The following is a 16,452-nucleotide window of genomic DNA, read 5'->3' as shown; positions in this document are numbered from 1 at the left end:
AGATAGTGTTCCAGATAGCATTTGCTGCTAGAGTATTTATCGCACCTGTGTAGAATGTTATATTAATTGTGTGGGGATTGCGAGTTGAGTATAGAAACGATTAAGTCAATTATTTTTGATGTTGATGGAGTTCTTACTGATGGTGGAATTATTTATGATAACCAAGGTAATGAAATCAAAAAATTTAATGTCAAAGATGGTCAAATAATATCTCATTTGAGATCTCTAGGATTTTTTGTTGGAGTTATAACAGGTAGGAACTCACCTGTTGTTAAATATAGGTGTGAGGAGCTCAAGTTAGACTTTCATTATCATGGGTCACCCAATAAGTTAGTCGATTATGAAAAAATAAAAAGAGATTTTAAGTTATTGGATGAAAATATTGCGTATATTGGAGATGATATAATAGACTTACCTATTCTGGCGAGGTGTGGTTTTAGTGGAGCACCAACTGATGCAAGAGAGTATATCAAAAAAGAGGTCGATTATGTAACAGCGTCTAAAGGTGGTGAAGGAGCTCTAAGAGACTTTGCAGATCATATTTTACAAGAACAAGGTTTGTTTAATAAAGTTTTAGAAAAATATCTTAAGGGAGAGTGCTAATGATAGTTATAACAGGACCATGCGTTTTAGAAGACAGAGATACAGTGATGCAAATTGCAGAAAAGCTGAAGCCATTAAGTGAGGATCCAAGAGTAGATTTTTATTTTAAAGCAAGTTTTGATAAGGCAAATAGAACTAGTTTGGACTCTTTTAGAGGGCCTGGCTTAGATGCTGGTTTAAGACAATTTGAGGAAATAAAAAAACAATTTGGTTACAGGGTGGTGACTGATATTCATGAGTCATATCAAGCAGAACCAGCTGGTGAGGTTGTCGATGTGTTACAAATTCCTGCATTTTTGTGTAGACAGACAGATTTGCTAGTTGCAGCTGCAAAAACTGATTGTAAGATAAATATTAAAAAGGGTCAGTTTTTACCTGCAGGTAGTATGAAGTATCCTGTTGATAAGGTTCTTAAAACAAGAGGCTGTAATTCGTTAAGTTATGATAACTCTAAAAATCATAATGTATGGCTTTGTGAAAGAGGTAATACTTTTGGATATGGTTCATTGGTTGTTGATATGAAAAATTTGATTGCAATGAGAGAATATGCCCCAGTTATTTTTGATGCGACTCATTCAGCACAGGTCCCTAGTACTGGAGGTACAACGGGAGGTAATAGTGCTATCGTGCCTAGTTTGGCAAGAGCAGCTGCAGCCGTTGGTGTGGATGGATTCTTTTTTGAAACACACTTTGATCCAAGTATAGCATTAAGTGATGGTCCAAATATGGTTCAAGTTGATAAGCTTTACGATGTTATAGAAGATATTTTTGCCATTCAAAATAGTATTAAATAAGGATGTAAAGTGAAAAATACTTTAGATATTGCGAAGAGAGTTTTTGATTTGGAAAGTCAATCAGTTTTGGCTCTTAAAGACTTACTTACTGAAGATTTTGAATTGGTTGTTAACACTGTATTGAACTCGAAAGGACGGTTTGTAATTACAGGTATGGGGAAGTCCGGACATATAGGTGTGAAAATATCAGCAACCCTCGCTAGTACTGGCACCCCAAGCTTCTTTATGCATCCTGCTGAGGCTATTCATGGCGATTTAGGGATGTTGACAAAAGATGATATTCTAATGGCTATATCAAACTCTGGAGAGAGTGAGGAGATTGTTAGACTTATTCCAATAGTTAAAAAAATGGGGGTGAAACTTGTTGGAATGGCAGGTGACAATAAATCTACATTAGCTATAAATTCTGATTATTTTTTGAATATATCTGTAGAGAAAGAGGCTTGTCCACTAGAGCTGGCGCCAACCTGCTCCACAACAGCTACTTTAGCAATGGGCGATGCCTTGGCAGTTGCTCTCATGAGTGAACGAAGGTTTAAGCCAGAAGATTTTGCTTTATTTCACCCTGGAGGGAGTTTGGGTCGGAAGTTGTTAACAAAAGTTAAAGATATTATGCATGATAGCCACTTGCCAGTTGTAAATCAGGATGCTTCTTTTGATAGTGTAATACATGCAATTACTTCAGGAAGGCTAGGGTTAACATTAGTTGCCTATGATGGAGGGTATGGAATTATTACAGATGGCGATTTAAGACGTGCTTTGGATAAATGCCATGAATCTTGGAGTTCTTTAAAGGCTTTTGATATGATGACTAAATCCCCAAAAACTATTTCTCAAGATGCTATGGCTATTGATGCTGAGAATTATATGATTGATAATTCAATTAATGAGCTTATAGTTATTGATCATGTAGGAGAGCTTGTTGGAATTATTCAGCTCTATGATGTGGGTAGGGTATAACTAAAGTTGTTATGGCATTAAAATAAAAATGATAAGGTTGCTGAAGCAAATATTGATTGATAATAGACAAAAAATGCTAAAAACGATAGTGTTTAGCTGAATAAATAGTATATAGGACTTAATTTTATGAGTTATGTTGGTAAATTCTTCAGATATATTAAATTGCTTACTAATATTAAGAAGGTATATAAAGTTGCTTCAAAGAGTGCTGAATCTATACAAAAAAAACTTGAGCCTATGGAGTTTGGAAGAGTTGTTGTTAGTGATCAAGCGCTAGATATATTAGTGGCTTCAAAAGTAGTTAATAATCAGGGTTTAGGGTTTTCTACGTTGGTTCTTATTGAGGAAGCTGATATGGCATATCCTATGCTTATAAATAATGCTTTCGTTAGAGAGTTTTTAAAAAATAAAGATTTTGTTGCTTTCAGAGAAAAAACATTATTTTTTTTTAGGGTCTGTTTATTGGGGCACTATCTTGAAAAAGAGGATGACATTTTTCAAACATTTTTGAAAGAAGAATCGTTAAGACAAAATAAATTTGCACAATTTAGAAACATCGTTAGCATGAATCCTGAGTCTAATATTTTTAGAATTGTTAGAAGTTCTAATCCAAGAAATAAGTCAATAATTATTGTGACGGATGAAAAATCTTTAAGATTTGTGGAGAATAGTTATGAGTATGTTGATGTTTTAATTATTTCAGAAAATCTTTTTTCTGAGTGTAAAAAAATACAACATATACCTAGAGTAATTAGAGTTATTGAAGATGATAGTTTAAGTAATATTATAAGTGCTATTAAGGTAGCATGTGTTGATACTAGTTATAAGAAAGATTGTAACTTGCTACTCCCAGTCAAGTCAGGGGAATCAAATTTTAATTGTATAGATGATTATAATAAGAATATTACTATCGAAGGTTTAGTAAGATATAGTAGAAATAAGTCGATTAATGTTAAAAATAATTTTAGGTCTTTCATTGATTCTATAGTGATTGAGGAGCTATACTTAAGGGAAAATATATATTGTTGTTATAGCGATATGATTCTTCGTTTAAAAACGCAGGATGATTATCGTAAACTTTTAATGAGGACGTTGAAAGATGGGGTAAGATATGAAAAGATATAATATTTTGCATGTTTCTCCTACCCCTTTGGTCGATGCACCAAGAAAGGTTAGTGATGCTTTAAGAATGTTTACTGAATATGAGTCATCAATATTAATTTTTAATGATTATCCTGGTCGCCTTAAAGGAGTGTTTTCTAATCAATCTATAATTTTTGATAATAATAAAGAGTTGGCTATCCAGCTAATACAGCAAGCTGATGTTATTCATATTCATAATTTTTTATCTAAAGAGCAAGAAAAAATTATAATAGAAAACTCTAGTAGTGAAGTTTGTTTTGTATATCAAGTTCATTCTCCTTTGAGAGAGGGGCCAAACTTTACTTATTATGAATCTGCGTTGATAAATTTTGATATTAAATGTGTTATCTCTCAATATCATTCTAGATTATATCCTGATTTTGAAATTGTTCCTAATATTGTATTGCAAAAGCCAACAGTTAACTTAATTGGTAAGAATGAAACTCCTAGGGTTCTATTTAGCCCAGCTCATAATAGAGTAGGAGGGAGATGGAATGATAAATATTCTAGTGAGTTGATGGATGTTTTGTCTTTTCTAAATAAATCAGGGAAAATTAATCTTGTTGTCTCTGAGGGGGCAGTCGCTCCATACGAACTTCATTTGATAAGAATGCGTAGTCATATAACTATTGATGAGATTGTAACTGGGGCTTTTCATCAAGTTAGTCTAGAAGGATTGTGTGCTGGTAATGTTGTAGTTAATAATGCAGATTGTTTTTCATGCAACCTTTTTGAGAGTTTTATTGAAGCAGATGATTTTCTTCCTTTTTTTAAGGTTAGTAATTTTAATGTATATGATCGTTTTGTAAGCTTAGTTGAAAATAAATCTCTCATAGCAGAATATCAAAATAAGAGTTATAATTTTTTTAATAGATATTTGATGCCGGGTCATATGATCATGCATTTTAAGAAGCTATATGATAAGGTAATAGATAATGATTTTTAATTGCGTGAAGAAACTAAAAAATGCAGAGCTTGGTAAAGATATATATATATTGGCAAATGGCCCTAGCATAAAAAGAGAGGATCTGTCATTATTGCGAGATAAGGTGGTTATAGGAATGAATGCGAATCCTTTATTAGAAGAAAAGTTCGGATTTGTTTCTAAATATTATGTTGTAAGTGATGCAAGATTTATTAATCATCCCCAAAAACGGATGATGGCGACTGAAATGCTATCTCCTGAAACTATTAGAGTTTTTAGATATGAGCTTAAAAATTATGATGTTGCTGATCTTATAAATACAACTTATTATGTTAAGGCTATTGGCAGAAATGGTTTTTCTTTTAACTTGATGAAAGGTTATTATTTTGGTTGTACAACCTCTATGTTAGCGATTCAGTTGGCGGTATATTTAGGAGCTAAGAACATATACATACTGGGAATGGATTTGAAATATAGTGGGTCTGAACCAAGGTTTTATCAAGAGACTGAAGTACAAGAGTATGATTCTTTTACAAGTACTCAAATCATGAATGTTAGGAATGCTTTTTTATTACTAAAGGATAAGGGTATAAATTTGTTTAATTGTTCTTATAACTCTTTACTTTATCCATATTTACCATATGTGGAGTTTAACCAAACTTTATGATCACAGTTTTATAAAGATTAAATTGTATTTATAAAAATTATTTAAGTTAAGATGGCTTTAGTAGGGTTGGTGTATGTATGAAATTATTACTAATTGCGGAAAAGAAAAAAGAATTAAACGAGCTTAGTTCATATCTTGAGGTTGTTAATTATTACATCCAGACGTATTTAATCGAGTTTGGTGTAGATTTTGATGTTGTGCCTATGTTGACAAGAAAAATGCATAGTGATAGTGAGTTGATTCAGTATTTTGAGAACTTAGATATTAGTGGTTATGACTGCGTTCTTGCACTTGGATTGAGGTATTTTACGACTATTCCAGAAAAGTGTAGTGAAATACTTAGAAATATCAAAAAAACTTTAGTTGCACATATGTATGATGGGGGGATATTGGATGGAGGTGGGGCTGACTTGGTTCTTACATCTAAAGATGATTCTTCACTATACCCTATAAATGCTCCAGCGAATAGGTATGAAAGGTACCATAAATATAATAAGTATGTTGGATGGGCAGCTGATAGAAATGTTTTTAAGAGTAGACAGTTTCCAGATAAATTGGCTATTTTGTTGGATCATACTGTCTATGATTCAAGTCAGCCTGATAGGACGGTAGATATTCTTATGAAAATTAAAGATTTTGTTAAGTCTGAAAGGTGGAAGAATTTGTACTCATGCGTTACCATAAGGATGATTGTTGACTCATGTATTGTTGATGTTGATTTAGATAATATTAATATTAAACTCTATGATAAAAACCCTGTACCATATCTGACATTGGCTGAAGAATTAAGCAAAACCGATATTTTTTTTGTAACTCATGGTGAAAGTGTTGGTCTTTGTGCTCTTGAAGCTTCAATGAGTGGAGCTTTAGTAGCAGTGCCTGAAGGATTTATAAACGAAAGCCTACTATCTGACTTGAATTGTTATGTGTTTGGGAATCGGATAGATTGGGATTTATTGTTAAGTAAGATTGACAGTCAAAAATCGAGGATTATGGCATTGAAGTATGATTGGAATAATATCGTCAGAAAAATGGTAGAAGTAATTATTATGTATGAAAAATAAAATATTAAATATAGTTAAGTCATCATATGTAAAAAGTCGAATTTTTGAAGATATTATTGAGTATTTTAAGCGATACTCAGAATTTGATATTATTGTTACGTTAAAATCCATTAAAAATGCAAGCGTGTACTATTATTTTAGACCTCATCTTGAGGAAAGACTAAAACCTAACTCTATTGTAACGGTGCATCATGATCTGAATGACCCTGATCCAAATCTAAATATTAAAAAATTTATTGATAGATATATAGAGGCATTTTTAGTTATATGCTTGAATAATTCACAGAAGGAGGAGTTACAACTTTATGGAATATACAATACTATTGTTATTCCTCATGGGTATGATCCGTATATGCTTAGTAAAAAAACAAGCTACATATATAAGCCTAAAACAGTAATAGGGTTTTTTTCTAGTTATTATCCAAGGCTTGTGAAAGGAGAAAAATTCTTATTTAAATTATTTGCATTATTGCCAAAAGATGATTTTAAATTTATTTTAGTAGGAAAACGTAGAAAAAAAACAGCAGTAAATTTGAGATCTCTAGGCTTTGAATGTATTGTGTTTGAAAGTTTACCATATCGGTTTTTGACTAAATTGTATAGCTATATAGATTTTTTATTAATTACTAGTACTCATGAAGGAGGCCCTGCATGTTTGCCAGAAGCTTTGTATACTAATACTCCCGTAATAAGTACAAGGGTTGGGATGGTCAATGATTTTAAAGGAGAAGGAATATTTTTTTTAACGGGGAATTTAAGTCAAGATGTTTCTTTACTCAGTAGATTATCAATTGATAAGAAAAAAGTAATATGTGATTATATGAAGAAAAACGCTAATTCATTACTTTCATGGGAAAACGTTATAAAATGGTATGATAGAGAATTCAATGGCTTGATTAAAAGCTTAGATGTACCAAACACATCTTCTAAAATTGAATATTTTATTGGTAAAGTTAATAGTATTATATTTTTTTATTTTGTTAGACTTAGAGCATTATTAACGAAGCCAGATATCTATTATTTTAGAGACATTATATTTTTTTATAGAAAGGTTTATGGAAATGATGGTTATTCAACCTCTAGTAAAATTATAAAAAAAGTAGAGAGTTTTATATGCATAAGTAAGTTTAGATACATTAAGTTGATTGCTCAACGAAGTGTTTTTTATGGTTGGGGTAGAAAAAAATCTGGTCAAAAAGCAATCACATTGGCGAAAAGATATAAATCATCATTTGTTTTGCTAGAAGATGGGTTTATCCGATCTATAGGTCTTGGCATTGATAATAGTCCTAGCTTTAGTTTAGTCGAGGATGATGTTGGTATATATTATGATGCTACAACTCCTAGCAGATTAGAAAATATTTTAAACTCTTATGATTTTTTAGCAGATAAGGCTCTTATGTCAAAAGCTAGAGAGGCAATATCTTTAATAAAAAAATATAATATTTCTAAATATAATAATATTCCAAATGTTGATCCAAAGCTTTGTGATAAGTATGGGTTGTTGGATAGTTCCGATTCGCGAAAAAATATTCTTATTATTGCACAAACTGAGGGAGATAGTAGTCTTAGGTATGGTTTGGCAAATAAGTTTACAACAAATGATATGATTGAGTCGGCAATTCTAGAAAATCCTAGGGCTAAGATATATTTAAAAATCCATCCTAATGTGTTTAGTGGGAAAAAAAAATCTGATATAGACATTAATAATATAAATAGTAAGGTAATTATTATATCAGAAAATATAAACTCTATATCACTACTTAAGTATTTTGCTAAAGTCTATACAAAAACTTCAGGGATGGGGTTCGAGGCGTTACTTGTTGGTTGTGAATGCATATGTTTTGGGATGCCATTTTATGCGGGTTGGGGAGTTACTGATGATAGAATCACCGGTGATAGAAGGAAAAGAAAGTTATCGGTTGAAGAGATATTTGCAGCCAGCTATATTTTATATACAAGGTACTATAATCCATACTCTAAAAAAGAAAGTGATATTATAGATACAATCAAAACCATAAATAAATACAAATATATAGAATAATAGAAGTAAAAAAGCTGAAATCTACGGTGACTCTATAATCAGTTATATTTCTGTGGCATCTATATTACAAGTAGTTGATGAAGTTCATACAATGACTTCTTTGATAGGTTTTGAAGGGTTGCTATATGGAAAAAAGGTAACTACTTATGGTATGCCTTTTTATGCAGGTTGGGGGTTGACTAATGATTATGTTATTGAGCCAAGAAGACAAAGGAAACTTGCTCTTTATGAGTTGATTGCAGGAGCATATATCATGTATCCTAGATATATAGATCCTAAAACGCTGGAGTGTTGTGCTCCAGAGGTTCTTATAGATGAGCTGTATCAAGAAAAACAAAGATTAGAGAAAGATTTTTTTATAGGATAAAAAATACAAGAGTGTCTGTTTGGAGGCTGTTGACAAGATTTTTATTTGGGTCAAAATAGTTTTTTAAAACTACAAAAAAATATGAATTCTATAGGAGAGGCTTTTATATAGTTGATGTTGCTTATCTATTGACTTATAATCAAACAAATAAGTTTTTAATTTCATTAATATTCGATTAATTCGGAGGACAAAGGATGTCGGATTTCACTAAAGATATTGATGCTTTGGAGACTCAAGAATGGCTTGAGGCTTTTGAAGATGTCGTTAAAAGAGAAGGTGTTGATAGAGCTAAGTTTCTATTTGAGCAGCTTTTAAATAAAGGTACTGAATTAGGTATTAAGAGCGCCTATTCAACAGCTAAGGTTAAAAGTTATATTAACTCAATTGATGTTAGTGAGCAGCCTAGTTATCCAGGTGATATGGAAATAGAAGAGAGAATCGAGGCTGTAAATAGATGGAACTCTGCTGTTATGGTTGCCGCTGCTAATAAAAAAGATGGCACAATAGGTGGTCATATTGGTACTGGTGCTGGTGCAATGACTCTTTATGAGGTTGGTTTTAACCATTTCTGGAAAGCTCCAAATGATAATGAAGCAGGTGATTTGATATTTTACCAAGGCCATCTTTCTCCAATTGTTTATGCGCGCTCTTTCTTAGAGGGGAGAATAACAGAGAAGCAATTAGAAAACTTTAGAAGACAAGCTTTTGATGGTGAGAATGCAGTATCTTCTTATCCGCATCCACATCTACAGCCTACATATTGGCAGTTCCCAACAGTTTCTATGGGTCTAGGCCCTCTTCAAGCTATTTATCAAGCAAGATTTATGAAGTACTTAGAAGCTAGGGGCTTGGCTGAAACTGCAGATCGTAAGGTTTGGGCTTTCTGTGGTGATGGTGAAATGGATGAACCAGAATCAATGGGTGCTATCACTAGAGCAGGTAGAGAAGGTTTAGATAATCTTATTTTTGTTATTAACTGTAACCTACAGAGATTAGATGGTCTTGTAAATGGTAATGGCAATATTGTTGAGGAACTAGCTAATTCATTTATGGGAGCTGGTTGGAATGTCATTAAAGTACTCTGGAGTAGTGATTGGGATAAATTGCTACAAGATCAAAAAGCAGGTAAAAAACTTGCGCAAAGGCTAAGTGAACTAAATGATGGTCAATTCCATACAATTAAAGCTCATGGTGGTGCTGAATGTCGTAGAGTTGTATTTAGTGGTGATGAAGATCTAGAAGCATTAGCTAAAGATATGTCTGATGACGATCTTGTTGCTCTTCGTCGTGGCGGACATGATCCGTTAAAAATATATGCAGCGTATAAAAAAGCTATAGAGCATGCAGATGGTCGCCCAACTCTTATTTTACCAATGACTGTTAAAGGGTATGGTTTGGGTGAGTGGGGTGAGTCTAAAAATATTGCTCATAACGTTAAAAAACTAGATACAGATGCACTTGAGCATATTAAAAATAGATTTAATGTTCCAGCAACAAAAGATGATGTTGAGAACTATAGACTTATTAAGCTAGCTGAAGATTCTCCAGAAATGAAATATCTTCACTCTAAGAGAAAAGCTTTAGGTGGTTATATACCTCAGAGATTAGAAAATAATCAAGCCTTGGAAATTCCTAGCTATAAAGAATTTGCTAAGAATTTATTAGAAGATAGTGGTGATAGAGAGTTTTCTACAACTACTGCTTTCGTTAGAATACTATCGCACCTCGCGAAAGATAAAAAAGTTGGTAAGCATATTGTACCAATTACAGTTGATGAATCACGTACTTTTGGTATGGAAGGCCTATTTAGACAATTAGGTATATATAACCCTAAAGGTCAGCAATATGTGCCAGAAGATAAACAACAAGTAATGTTTTATAAAGAAGCAGTAGATGGTCAGATTCTTCAAGAAGGTATTAATGAACAAGGTGGTCTAAGTTCTTGGTTAGCTGCAGCTACTTCTTATAGTGTACATAAAGTGCCTATGATTCCATTTATGATTTACTACTCTATGTTTGGTTTCCAAAGATTTGGTGATCTTGCGTGGGCTGCTGCTGACTCTATGGCGAAAGGATTCTTACTTGGTGGTACATCTGGTCGTACGACTTTAAATGGTGAAGGTCTACAGCATGAAGATGGACATAGCCATATCCAAGCTGGTCTTATTCCTGGTTGTATATCATATGATCCTACATATGCTTATGAATTAGCTGTAATTATGGATGATGGTTTAAAAAGAATGTATGTAAATGGCGAGCATGTTTTCTATTATATTACTGTAATGAATGAAAACTATTCTCACAGAGCAATGCCTGAAGGTGTTGAAGAAGGTATTCTTAAAGGTTTATATAAGCTAGAAGATAACAAGCCAGCAGAGAAACATGTTCAGTTAATGGGTTCTGGTACTATTTTAAGAGAAGTTGAAGCAGCTTCTAAGATGCTAAAAGAAGAGTATGGTATAACTTCTAATGTTTGGAGCATGACTTCTGCAAATGAGCTTTATAGAGAAGCTAAAGATGTAGCTAGAACAAATATGCTTCATCCAACAGACAAGAAAAAAGAAAGCTATATTGAGCAATGTCTTAAAAATGAGCAGGGTCCAGTTGTTGCATCTACTGATTATATTAAGTTATACACAGATCAGCTTAGAGAGTTTATTCCAAGTACATTTGTAACTTTAGGTACTGATGGGTATGGTAGATCGGATAGTAGAGAAGCATTGCGTAGTTTCTTTGAAGTAGATAGGTATCACGTGGTTGTTGCTTCATTATATGCTTTACATTTAGATGGTAAAGTTGAGGCTAGTGAAGTTAAAGCAGCGATTAAAAAATACAATATAGACCCAGAGCGTGTGGCTCCATTTTATAGCTAATCGGTAAGGAGATATAAATGTCTATAGAGATAGTTAAGGTTCCTGATATCGGGGATTATGATAGTGTTGATGTGATTGAAGTGAATGTTGCTGAAGGTGATGTTATCGCTGAAGAAGATTCTTTAATTACATTAGAGACTGATAAGGCTAGCATGGAAGTTCCATCTCCAGTAGCTGGTAAGATAGTTAAAGTAACTGTAAAAGTTGGTGATAAAGTTTCAGAAGGCTCAGTAATTATGGAAGTTGAAGTTGCTGGTGCTGAAACGGCAGAAGAGCCTAAACAAGAAGCTAGTCCAGCACCTACTAGTCAGCAAGCTACACAAATAGTGGATGTTGAAGTTCCAGATATTGGTGATTATGATAGTGTAGATGTTATAGAAGTATCTGTATCTGTTGGTGATGAAGTTGCTGAAGAAGACTCTTTAATAACTCTTGAAACTGATAAAGCTAGTATGGAAGTTCCATCTCCAGTAGCTGGTAAGGTTGTAGAAGTAGTCACAAAAGTTGGTGATAAAGTTTCTCAAGGAAGCTTAATTCTTAAAGTTGAAACTGGTGCTGGCGCATCATCTTCAGCACAAGATGCTCAGCAATTAACGCCTGCACAAGCTTCTGAAGAAGTTGTAAATGTTGAAGTTCCAGATATAGGTGATTATGATAGTGTTGATGTTATCGAAGTGTCTGTGGCTGTTGGTGATAAGGTTAAAGAAGAAGATCCTTTAATTACATTAGAGACTGATAAGGCTAGCATGGAAGTTCCATCTCCAGTAGCAGGAGAAGTTGTAGAGGTTGTCACGAAAGTTGGTGATAAAGTTTCTCAAGGGAGCTTAATTTTAAAAGTTAAGACTCAACGATCTACTCCAGTGGCAGCACCTAGTCAACCGGCTAAGCAAGAAGCTCCTAAACAAACTTCTCAATTAGCACCAGCACCAGCACCAACGCAAAGTAGTGTGAATGAGTATGCAGTAGATAATTCTAATGCTCATGCTTCTCCAGCTGTTAGAAAGTTAGCTAGAATTCTAAATGTTGATCTAAGCAAAGTAAAAGCTACAGGTCGTAAAGGACGTGTAACAAAAGAAGATTGTTATAACTATATCAAGCATGCTGTAACACAAGTTCAAACTGGTAAAGTTGCTGCAAGTGGTAGTGGTTTAGATCTTTTAGATGACCCTGTTGTGGATTTCAGCAAGTTTGGTGAGATTGAAACTCAGCCTCTAACTCGTATTAACAAAATCAGTGCGAAAAATTTACATAGAAACTGGGTTAAGATCCCTCATGTAACTTTTTATGATGATGCTGATATTACTGATCTTGAAGAGTTTAGAAAATCTAAGAAAGCATTTGCTGAAAAAGCTGGTGTAAAAATTACTCCACTATCATTCTTAGTAAAAGCTGCAGCTGTTGCGCTACAAGAGTTCCCAAGAATGAACAGTTCACTTTCAAACGATGGCGAGAACTTAATTCTTAAGAAATATTATAATATTGGTTTTGCTGCAGATACTCCAGCAGGGTTGATGGTCCCAGTTATCAAAGATGCTGATAAGAAAGGCATTATTGAGATATCAAAAGATATTATGGAACTAGCAGGTAAAGCACGTGATGGTAAATTAGGTTCTAAAGACATGTCAGGTGCTACATTTACAATTTCTAGTATTGGTGTGCTTGGTACTACAGCGTTTACACCAATTATTAATATGCCAGAAGTAGCTATTATGGGTGTATCTAAGACTGCTGTTAAACCAATTTGGAATGGTAAAGAGTTTGAACCTAGAACTATGTTGCCTTTATCTATGTCTGCTGATCATAGAGTAATTGATGGCGCATTAGCTGCTAAGTTCTTAACAAGATATAGTCAGATTCTTTCTGATTTGCGTGAAATCATAATGTAAACACGGAGTTTTAAAAATGAGTGATATTAAAACACAAGTTGTAGTTTTAGGTAGTGGTCCTGGTGGATATAGTGCAGCTTTCAGAGCAGCTGACTTAGGATTAGAAGTTGTTTTAGTAGAAAGATATGAAAATATCGGTGGTGTATGTCTAAATGTTGGTTGTATTCCATCAAAAGCACTTCTTCATATCGCTAAAGTTATTAATGAAGCTAGACACTTAGCTGCTGATGGTATCATCGAAATGGGTGATATGAAAATCAATAAGGACAAGGTTCTTAAGTATAAGAATGATGTTGTAAGCAAGCTTACTGGTGGTCTAAAAGGTATGGCTCAGATGAGAAAAGTAAAAATCGTACAAGGCTACGGTAAATTTACATCTGATAAAGAGCTGGCTGTAGAAGCTGCTGATGGTAAAGTTACAAAAATTACTTTTGATAATTGTATTATTGCTGCTGGTTCTAGTGTAATTAATCTACCATTTGTTCCTGAAGATGAGAGAATCATTGACTCTACTGGTGCTCTTGAAATGAAAGAAATTCCTGAGACTATGCTTGTAGTTGGTGGTGGTATTATAGGTCTTGAGATGGCACAAGTTTATTCTGAGCTTGGTACTAAGATTACAGTTGTTGAGTTTGCTGATCAGCTTATGAACGGTGTTGATAAAGACATGGTTAAAGCTTATGAGAAAATGAACAAGAAATATGAAGTTCGCCTAAAAACTGGTGTTACAGCTATGGAAGCTAAGAAAGATGGTATCTATGTAACAATGGAAGGCGATCATTCAGCTAAAGATGAGCGTTATGATAGAGTTCTTATGGCAATTGGCCGTAAGCCAAATGGTAAGTTGATCGATGCAGAAAAAGCTGGTGTTAAAGTTGATGAAAGAGGTTTTATCCCAGTAGATAAACAACTTCGTACAAATGTGCCACATATTTTTGCTATTGGAGATATCGTTGGTCAACCTATGCTTGCTCATAAGGCTGTACCTGAAGGAAGAACAGCTGCTGAAGTTATTTCAGGTTTAAATCATAGTTTTGATCCTTTAGTAATTCCTTCAGTTGCATATACTGATCCAGAAGTTGCTTGGGTTGGTGAAACTGAGACTTCTGCAAAAGCAAAAGGTATCAAGTATTATAAGGGTGTATTCCCATGGGCTGCTAGTGGTAGATCACTTAGTATTGGTAGATCAGAAGGTATGACTAAGGTTCTATTTGATGAAAATCATAGAATTATTGGTACTTCTATTGTTGGTACTAACGCAGGTGAACTTATTTCTGAAGCAGCACTTGCTATTGAAATGGGTTGTGATGCTGAAGATATCGCTCTTACAGTTCATCCACACCCAACTCTTTCTGAGAGTTTAATGATGGCTACAGAAGTGTTTGAAGGTACTGCAACAGATCTTCCTCCTCAGAAAAAGAAAAAATAAATTCTAATTTTCTTCTCAAGCTATTTAATTCTAGAAAATCTATCTTACAATATATCAAAAAATAAATTTAACTATGTCTACAAATAGCTGGAAAAAAGCTCTGAAGGAGTCATTTTACTCTCCTTTGGAGCTATTGGATTTTTTAGAAATAAATGATGATATTTCAAAAGTTTCATTCAAAGCGATGAATCATTTTAAAATGATTGTTCCAAAATCTTTCGCTAATAGAATGGAAAAGGGCAATATTAATGACCCATTGCTAAAACAAATATTGCCGGCAGCTGATGAAGAGGTTGTTGATAGTGATTATTGTAGTGATCCATTAGAGGAGAAAAAATATAATAAGATCCCGGGATTGTTACACAAGTATCATGGAAGAGTTCTATTAATTGCTCACTCAAGTTGCGCTGTTCATTGCAGGTATTGCTTTCGTAAAGAGTTTGACTATAACGATAATGTCCCAGGTAGAAAAGATTGGTTTAAAGCTTTTAATTATATAAGAAATGATTCGAGTATTGAGGAAGTTATTTTAAGTGGTGGAGATCCTTTATTAAATAATGATGATATTCTAGAATTCTTTCTAAAAGAGATTAGTCAAATATCACATGTTAATAGAGTTAGGATTCATTCAAGAATACCTATTGTCTTACCGGAAAGAATAACTAAAACTTTATTAGATATTTTTTCTAGGTATCTATTAGATATAATACTTGTAGTACATGCGAATCATCCCAATGAGATAGATGATAATATTACTAAAGTATTAAGGGAGATACATAAATCTGGAATTGTTATTTTAAATCAAAGTACAATGCTTAAAGGTGTAAATGATGATCCAAATATATTATATGCACTAAATACAAAATTGATTAGAGCAAGAACTATCCCCTATTATATACATTTGTTAGATCCTGTTTCTGGGACTAAGCATTTTAATATTGATAATGCTAAAGATATTATGAAAAAGCTTTCTGAAATTTCATCAGGCTATATGGTGCCTATATTAACTAGAGAAGATCCTGGGTATCCATCAAAGAAATGGATTTCATTTCATAAGTAGATGGTATATCAATAAATTTTAATTCTTTTAAATTACCAAACAACACTATATTCTTATTTATATAGTGCTTAAGAATAAATATATTTGTTTATGAGATTTTATAAATTTTTATATATGGTAATTATGCTTTTTATTTTTAGTATAGTATTTGCTAATGCTGAAAATAATTTAGTATCTAATCAAACAGCAAAGCAGATGCAACACTACATTGATACAAGTAAAGATTGTATGATTGTGCAAAATAAAAAACAGATAGTATTAAAGTGTGGCGATAACATGATATTTGTAACATCAGAAGGTGTTGGAATTAAAACTCCTCATGTTTCAAAGTTTTGGAATTAGTAGATATTTTTATAAATGATATATCTAAGCAAAAGTATTTTTTAAATTATTAATATAAGTTTTATATCAAAACTATATTTTTCCTTCTAATGCCATTAAATTTCGAGGACTGAGAAGATAAGTATTTTTATTAAATTTAATATAAAAGTCGGTATTTTTTGGTGATTAAGTACTTGACAAGTGTGATTTTGCAGGAGTTTTTTTTGGTATTTTGGATGTTGGATTAAAAAAGAGTAAAAAGTTTAAAATTTTTAAAAAAAGTGCTTGCGTTTTGGTTAGAGGATGCGTATTATAT

General features: G+C 33.1%; 14 protein-coding genes. All 14 read left to right on the top strand.

Going from position 1 to position 16,452, the window contains the following annotated elements; genetic code table 11:
• The first annotated feature begins 84 nt into the window (after positions 1–84).
• The 14 genes from R8535_RS09355 to R8535_RS09290 all read left to right on the top strand — a co-directional run bounded on the left by R8535_RS09355 (position 85) and on the right by R8535_RS09290 (position 16,157).
• Entirely contained in the window at positions 85–603 is a 519-nt protein-coding gene (locus R8535_RS09355) for a KdsC family phosphatase (protein ID WP_329498619.1), read from the top strand.
• Complete coding sequence (kdsA, locus tag R8535_RS09350) at positions 603–1,397, top strand: 3-deoxy-8-phosphooctulonate synthase (protein ID WP_329498621.1); 795 nt, start codon at positions 603–605, stop codon at positions 1,395–1,397. Before R8535_RS09355 ends, kdsA begins: the two co-directional genes overlap by 1 nt.
• A gap of 9 nt (positions 1,398–1,406) precedes the next feature.
• Positions 1,407–2,357, top strand: coding sequence for a KpsF/GutQ family sugar-phosphate isomerase (locus R8535_RS09345; RefSeq protein ID WP_329498622.1), 951 nt, complete (start codon positions 1,407–1,409; stop codon positions 2,355–2,357).
• Between the two features lie 126 nt (positions 2,358–2,483).
• Positions 2,484–3,482, top strand: a complete 999-nt coding sequence (locus tag R8535_RS09340; RefSeq protein WP_329498624.1) for a hypothetical protein — start codon at positions 2,484–2,486, stop codon at positions 3,480–3,482.
• Complete coding sequence (locus R8535_RS09335) at positions 3,469–4,446, top strand: hypothetical protein (RefSeq protein WP_329498626.1); 978 nt, start codon at positions 3,469–3,471, stop codon at positions 4,444–4,446. The genes R8535_RS09340 and R8535_RS09335 overlap by 14 nt, the downstream gene beginning before the upstream one ends.
• Positions 4,436–5,092, top strand: a complete 657-nt coding sequence (locus R8535_RS09330; RefSeq protein WP_329498628.1) for a 6-hydroxymethylpterin diphosphokinase MptE-like protein — start codon at positions 4,436–4,438, stop codon at positions 5,090–5,092. Before R8535_RS09335 ends, R8535_RS09330 begins: the two co-directional genes overlap by 11 nt.
• Positions 5,093–5,169: 77 nt before the next feature.
• Complete coding sequence (locus R8535_RS09325) at positions 5,170–6,156, top strand: hypothetical protein (protein WP_329498630.1); 987 nt, start codon at positions 5,170–5,172, stop codon at positions 6,154–6,156.
• A complete protein-coding gene (locus R8535_RS09320) occupies positions 6,146–8,200 on the top strand; it encodes a capsular polysaccharide export protein, LipB/KpsS family (protein ID WP_329498632.1) in 2,055 nt (684 codons plus the stop codon). The genes R8535_RS09325 and R8535_RS09320 overlap by 11 nt, the downstream gene beginning before the upstream one ends.
• A 52-nt stretch (positions 8,201–8,252) precedes the next feature.
• Complete coding sequence (locus R8535_RS09315) at positions 8,253–8,567, top strand: capsular polysaccharide export protein, LipB/KpsS family (protein WP_329498634.1); 315 nt, start codon at positions 8,253–8,255, stop codon at positions 8,565–8,567.
• Positions 8,568–8,761: 194 nt separating this feature from the next.
• Positions 8,762–11,440: a pyruvate dehydrogenase (acetyl-transferring), homodimeric type gene (gene aceE / locus R8535_RS09310; protein WP_329498636.1), complete on the top strand. Its 2,679-nt coding sequence runs from the start codon at positions 8,762–8,764 to the stop codon at positions 11,438–11,440.
• 17 nt (positions 11,441–11,457) lie between these two features.
• Entirely contained in the window at positions 11,458–13,326 is a 1,869-nt protein-coding gene (aceF, locus tag R8535_RS09305) for a pyruvate dehydrogenase complex dihydrolipoyllysine-residue acetyltransferase (RefSeq protein WP_329498638.1), read from the top strand.
• Positions 13,327–13,342: 16 nt separating this feature from the next.
• Positions 13,343–14,755, top strand: coding sequence for a dihydrolipoyl dehydrogenase (gene lpdA, locus R8535_RS09300; protein WP_329498640.1), 1,413 nt, complete (start codon positions 13,343–13,345; stop codon positions 14,753–14,755).
• A 73-nt stretch (positions 14,756–14,828) separates the two neighbouring features.
• The gene (gene epmB / locus R8535_RS09295) at positions 14,829–15,815 is read left to right on the top strand and encodes an EF-P beta-lysylation protein EpmB (RefSeq protein ID WP_329498642.1); all 987 of its coding nucleotides are present in this window, start codon (positions 14,829–14,831) and stop codon (positions 15,813–15,815) included.
• Positions 15,816–15,905: 90 nt separating this feature from the next.
• A complete protein-coding gene (locus R8535_RS09290) occupies positions 15,906–16,157 on the top strand; it encodes a hypothetical protein (protein ID WP_329498644.1) in 252 nt (83 codons plus the stop codon).
• Positions 16,158–16,452 lie beyond the last annotated feature (295 nt).

It is taken from the genome of Francisella sp. 19S2-4 (genome assembly GCF_036281795.1).
Classification (GTDB): Bacteria; Pseudomonadota; Gammaproteobacteria; order Francisellales; family Francisellaceae; genus Francisella.
The sequence above is the reverse complement of the archived record's forward strand: the minus strand, read 5'-3'. Positions and strand labels throughout refer to the sequence as shown.

Bases quoted from the DNA above. Each gene is read 5' to 3' on its own strand.
- epmB (WP_329498642.1), top strand. From the start codon at position 14,829: ATGTCTACAAATAGCTGGAAAAAAGCTCTGAAGGAGTCATTTTACTCT.
- R8535_RS09290 (WP_329498644.1), top strand. From the start codon at position 15,906: ATGAGATTTTATAAATTTTTATATATGGTAATTATGCTTTTTATTTTT.
- R8535_RS09335 (WP_329498626.1), top strand. From the start codon at position 3,469: ATGAAAAGATATAATATTTTGCATGTTTCTCCTACCCCTTTGGTCGAT.
- aceE (WP_329498636.1), top strand. From the start codon at position 8,762: ATGTCGGATTTCACTAAAGATATTGATGCTTTGGAGACTCAAGAATGG.
- lpdA (WP_329498640.1), top strand. From the start codon at position 13,343: ATGAGTGATATTAAAACACAAGTTGTAGTTTTAGGTAGTGGTCCTGGT.
- R8535_RS09325 (WP_329498630.1), top strand. From the start codon at position 5,170: ATGAAATTATTACTAATTGCGGAAAAGAAAAAAGAATTAAACGAGCTT.
- R8535_RS09330 (WP_329498628.1), top strand. From the start codon at position 4,436: ATGATTTTTAATTGCGTGAAGAAACTAAAAAATGCAGAGCTTGGTAAA.
- aceF (WP_329498638.1), top strand. From the start codon at position 11,458: ATGTCTATAGAGATAGTTAAGGTTCCTGATATCGGGGATTATGATAGT.
- R8535_RS09340 (WP_329498624.1), top strand. From the start codon at position 2,484: ATGAGTTATGTTGGTAAATTCTTCAGATATATTAAATTGCTTACTAAT.
- kdsA (WP_329498621.1), top strand. From the start codon at position 603: ATGATAGTTATAACAGGACCATGCGTTTTAGAAGACAGAGATACAGTG.
- R8535_RS09320 (WP_329498632.1), top strand. From the start codon at position 6,146: ATGAAAAATAAAATATTAAATATAGTTAAGTCATCATATGTAAAAAGT.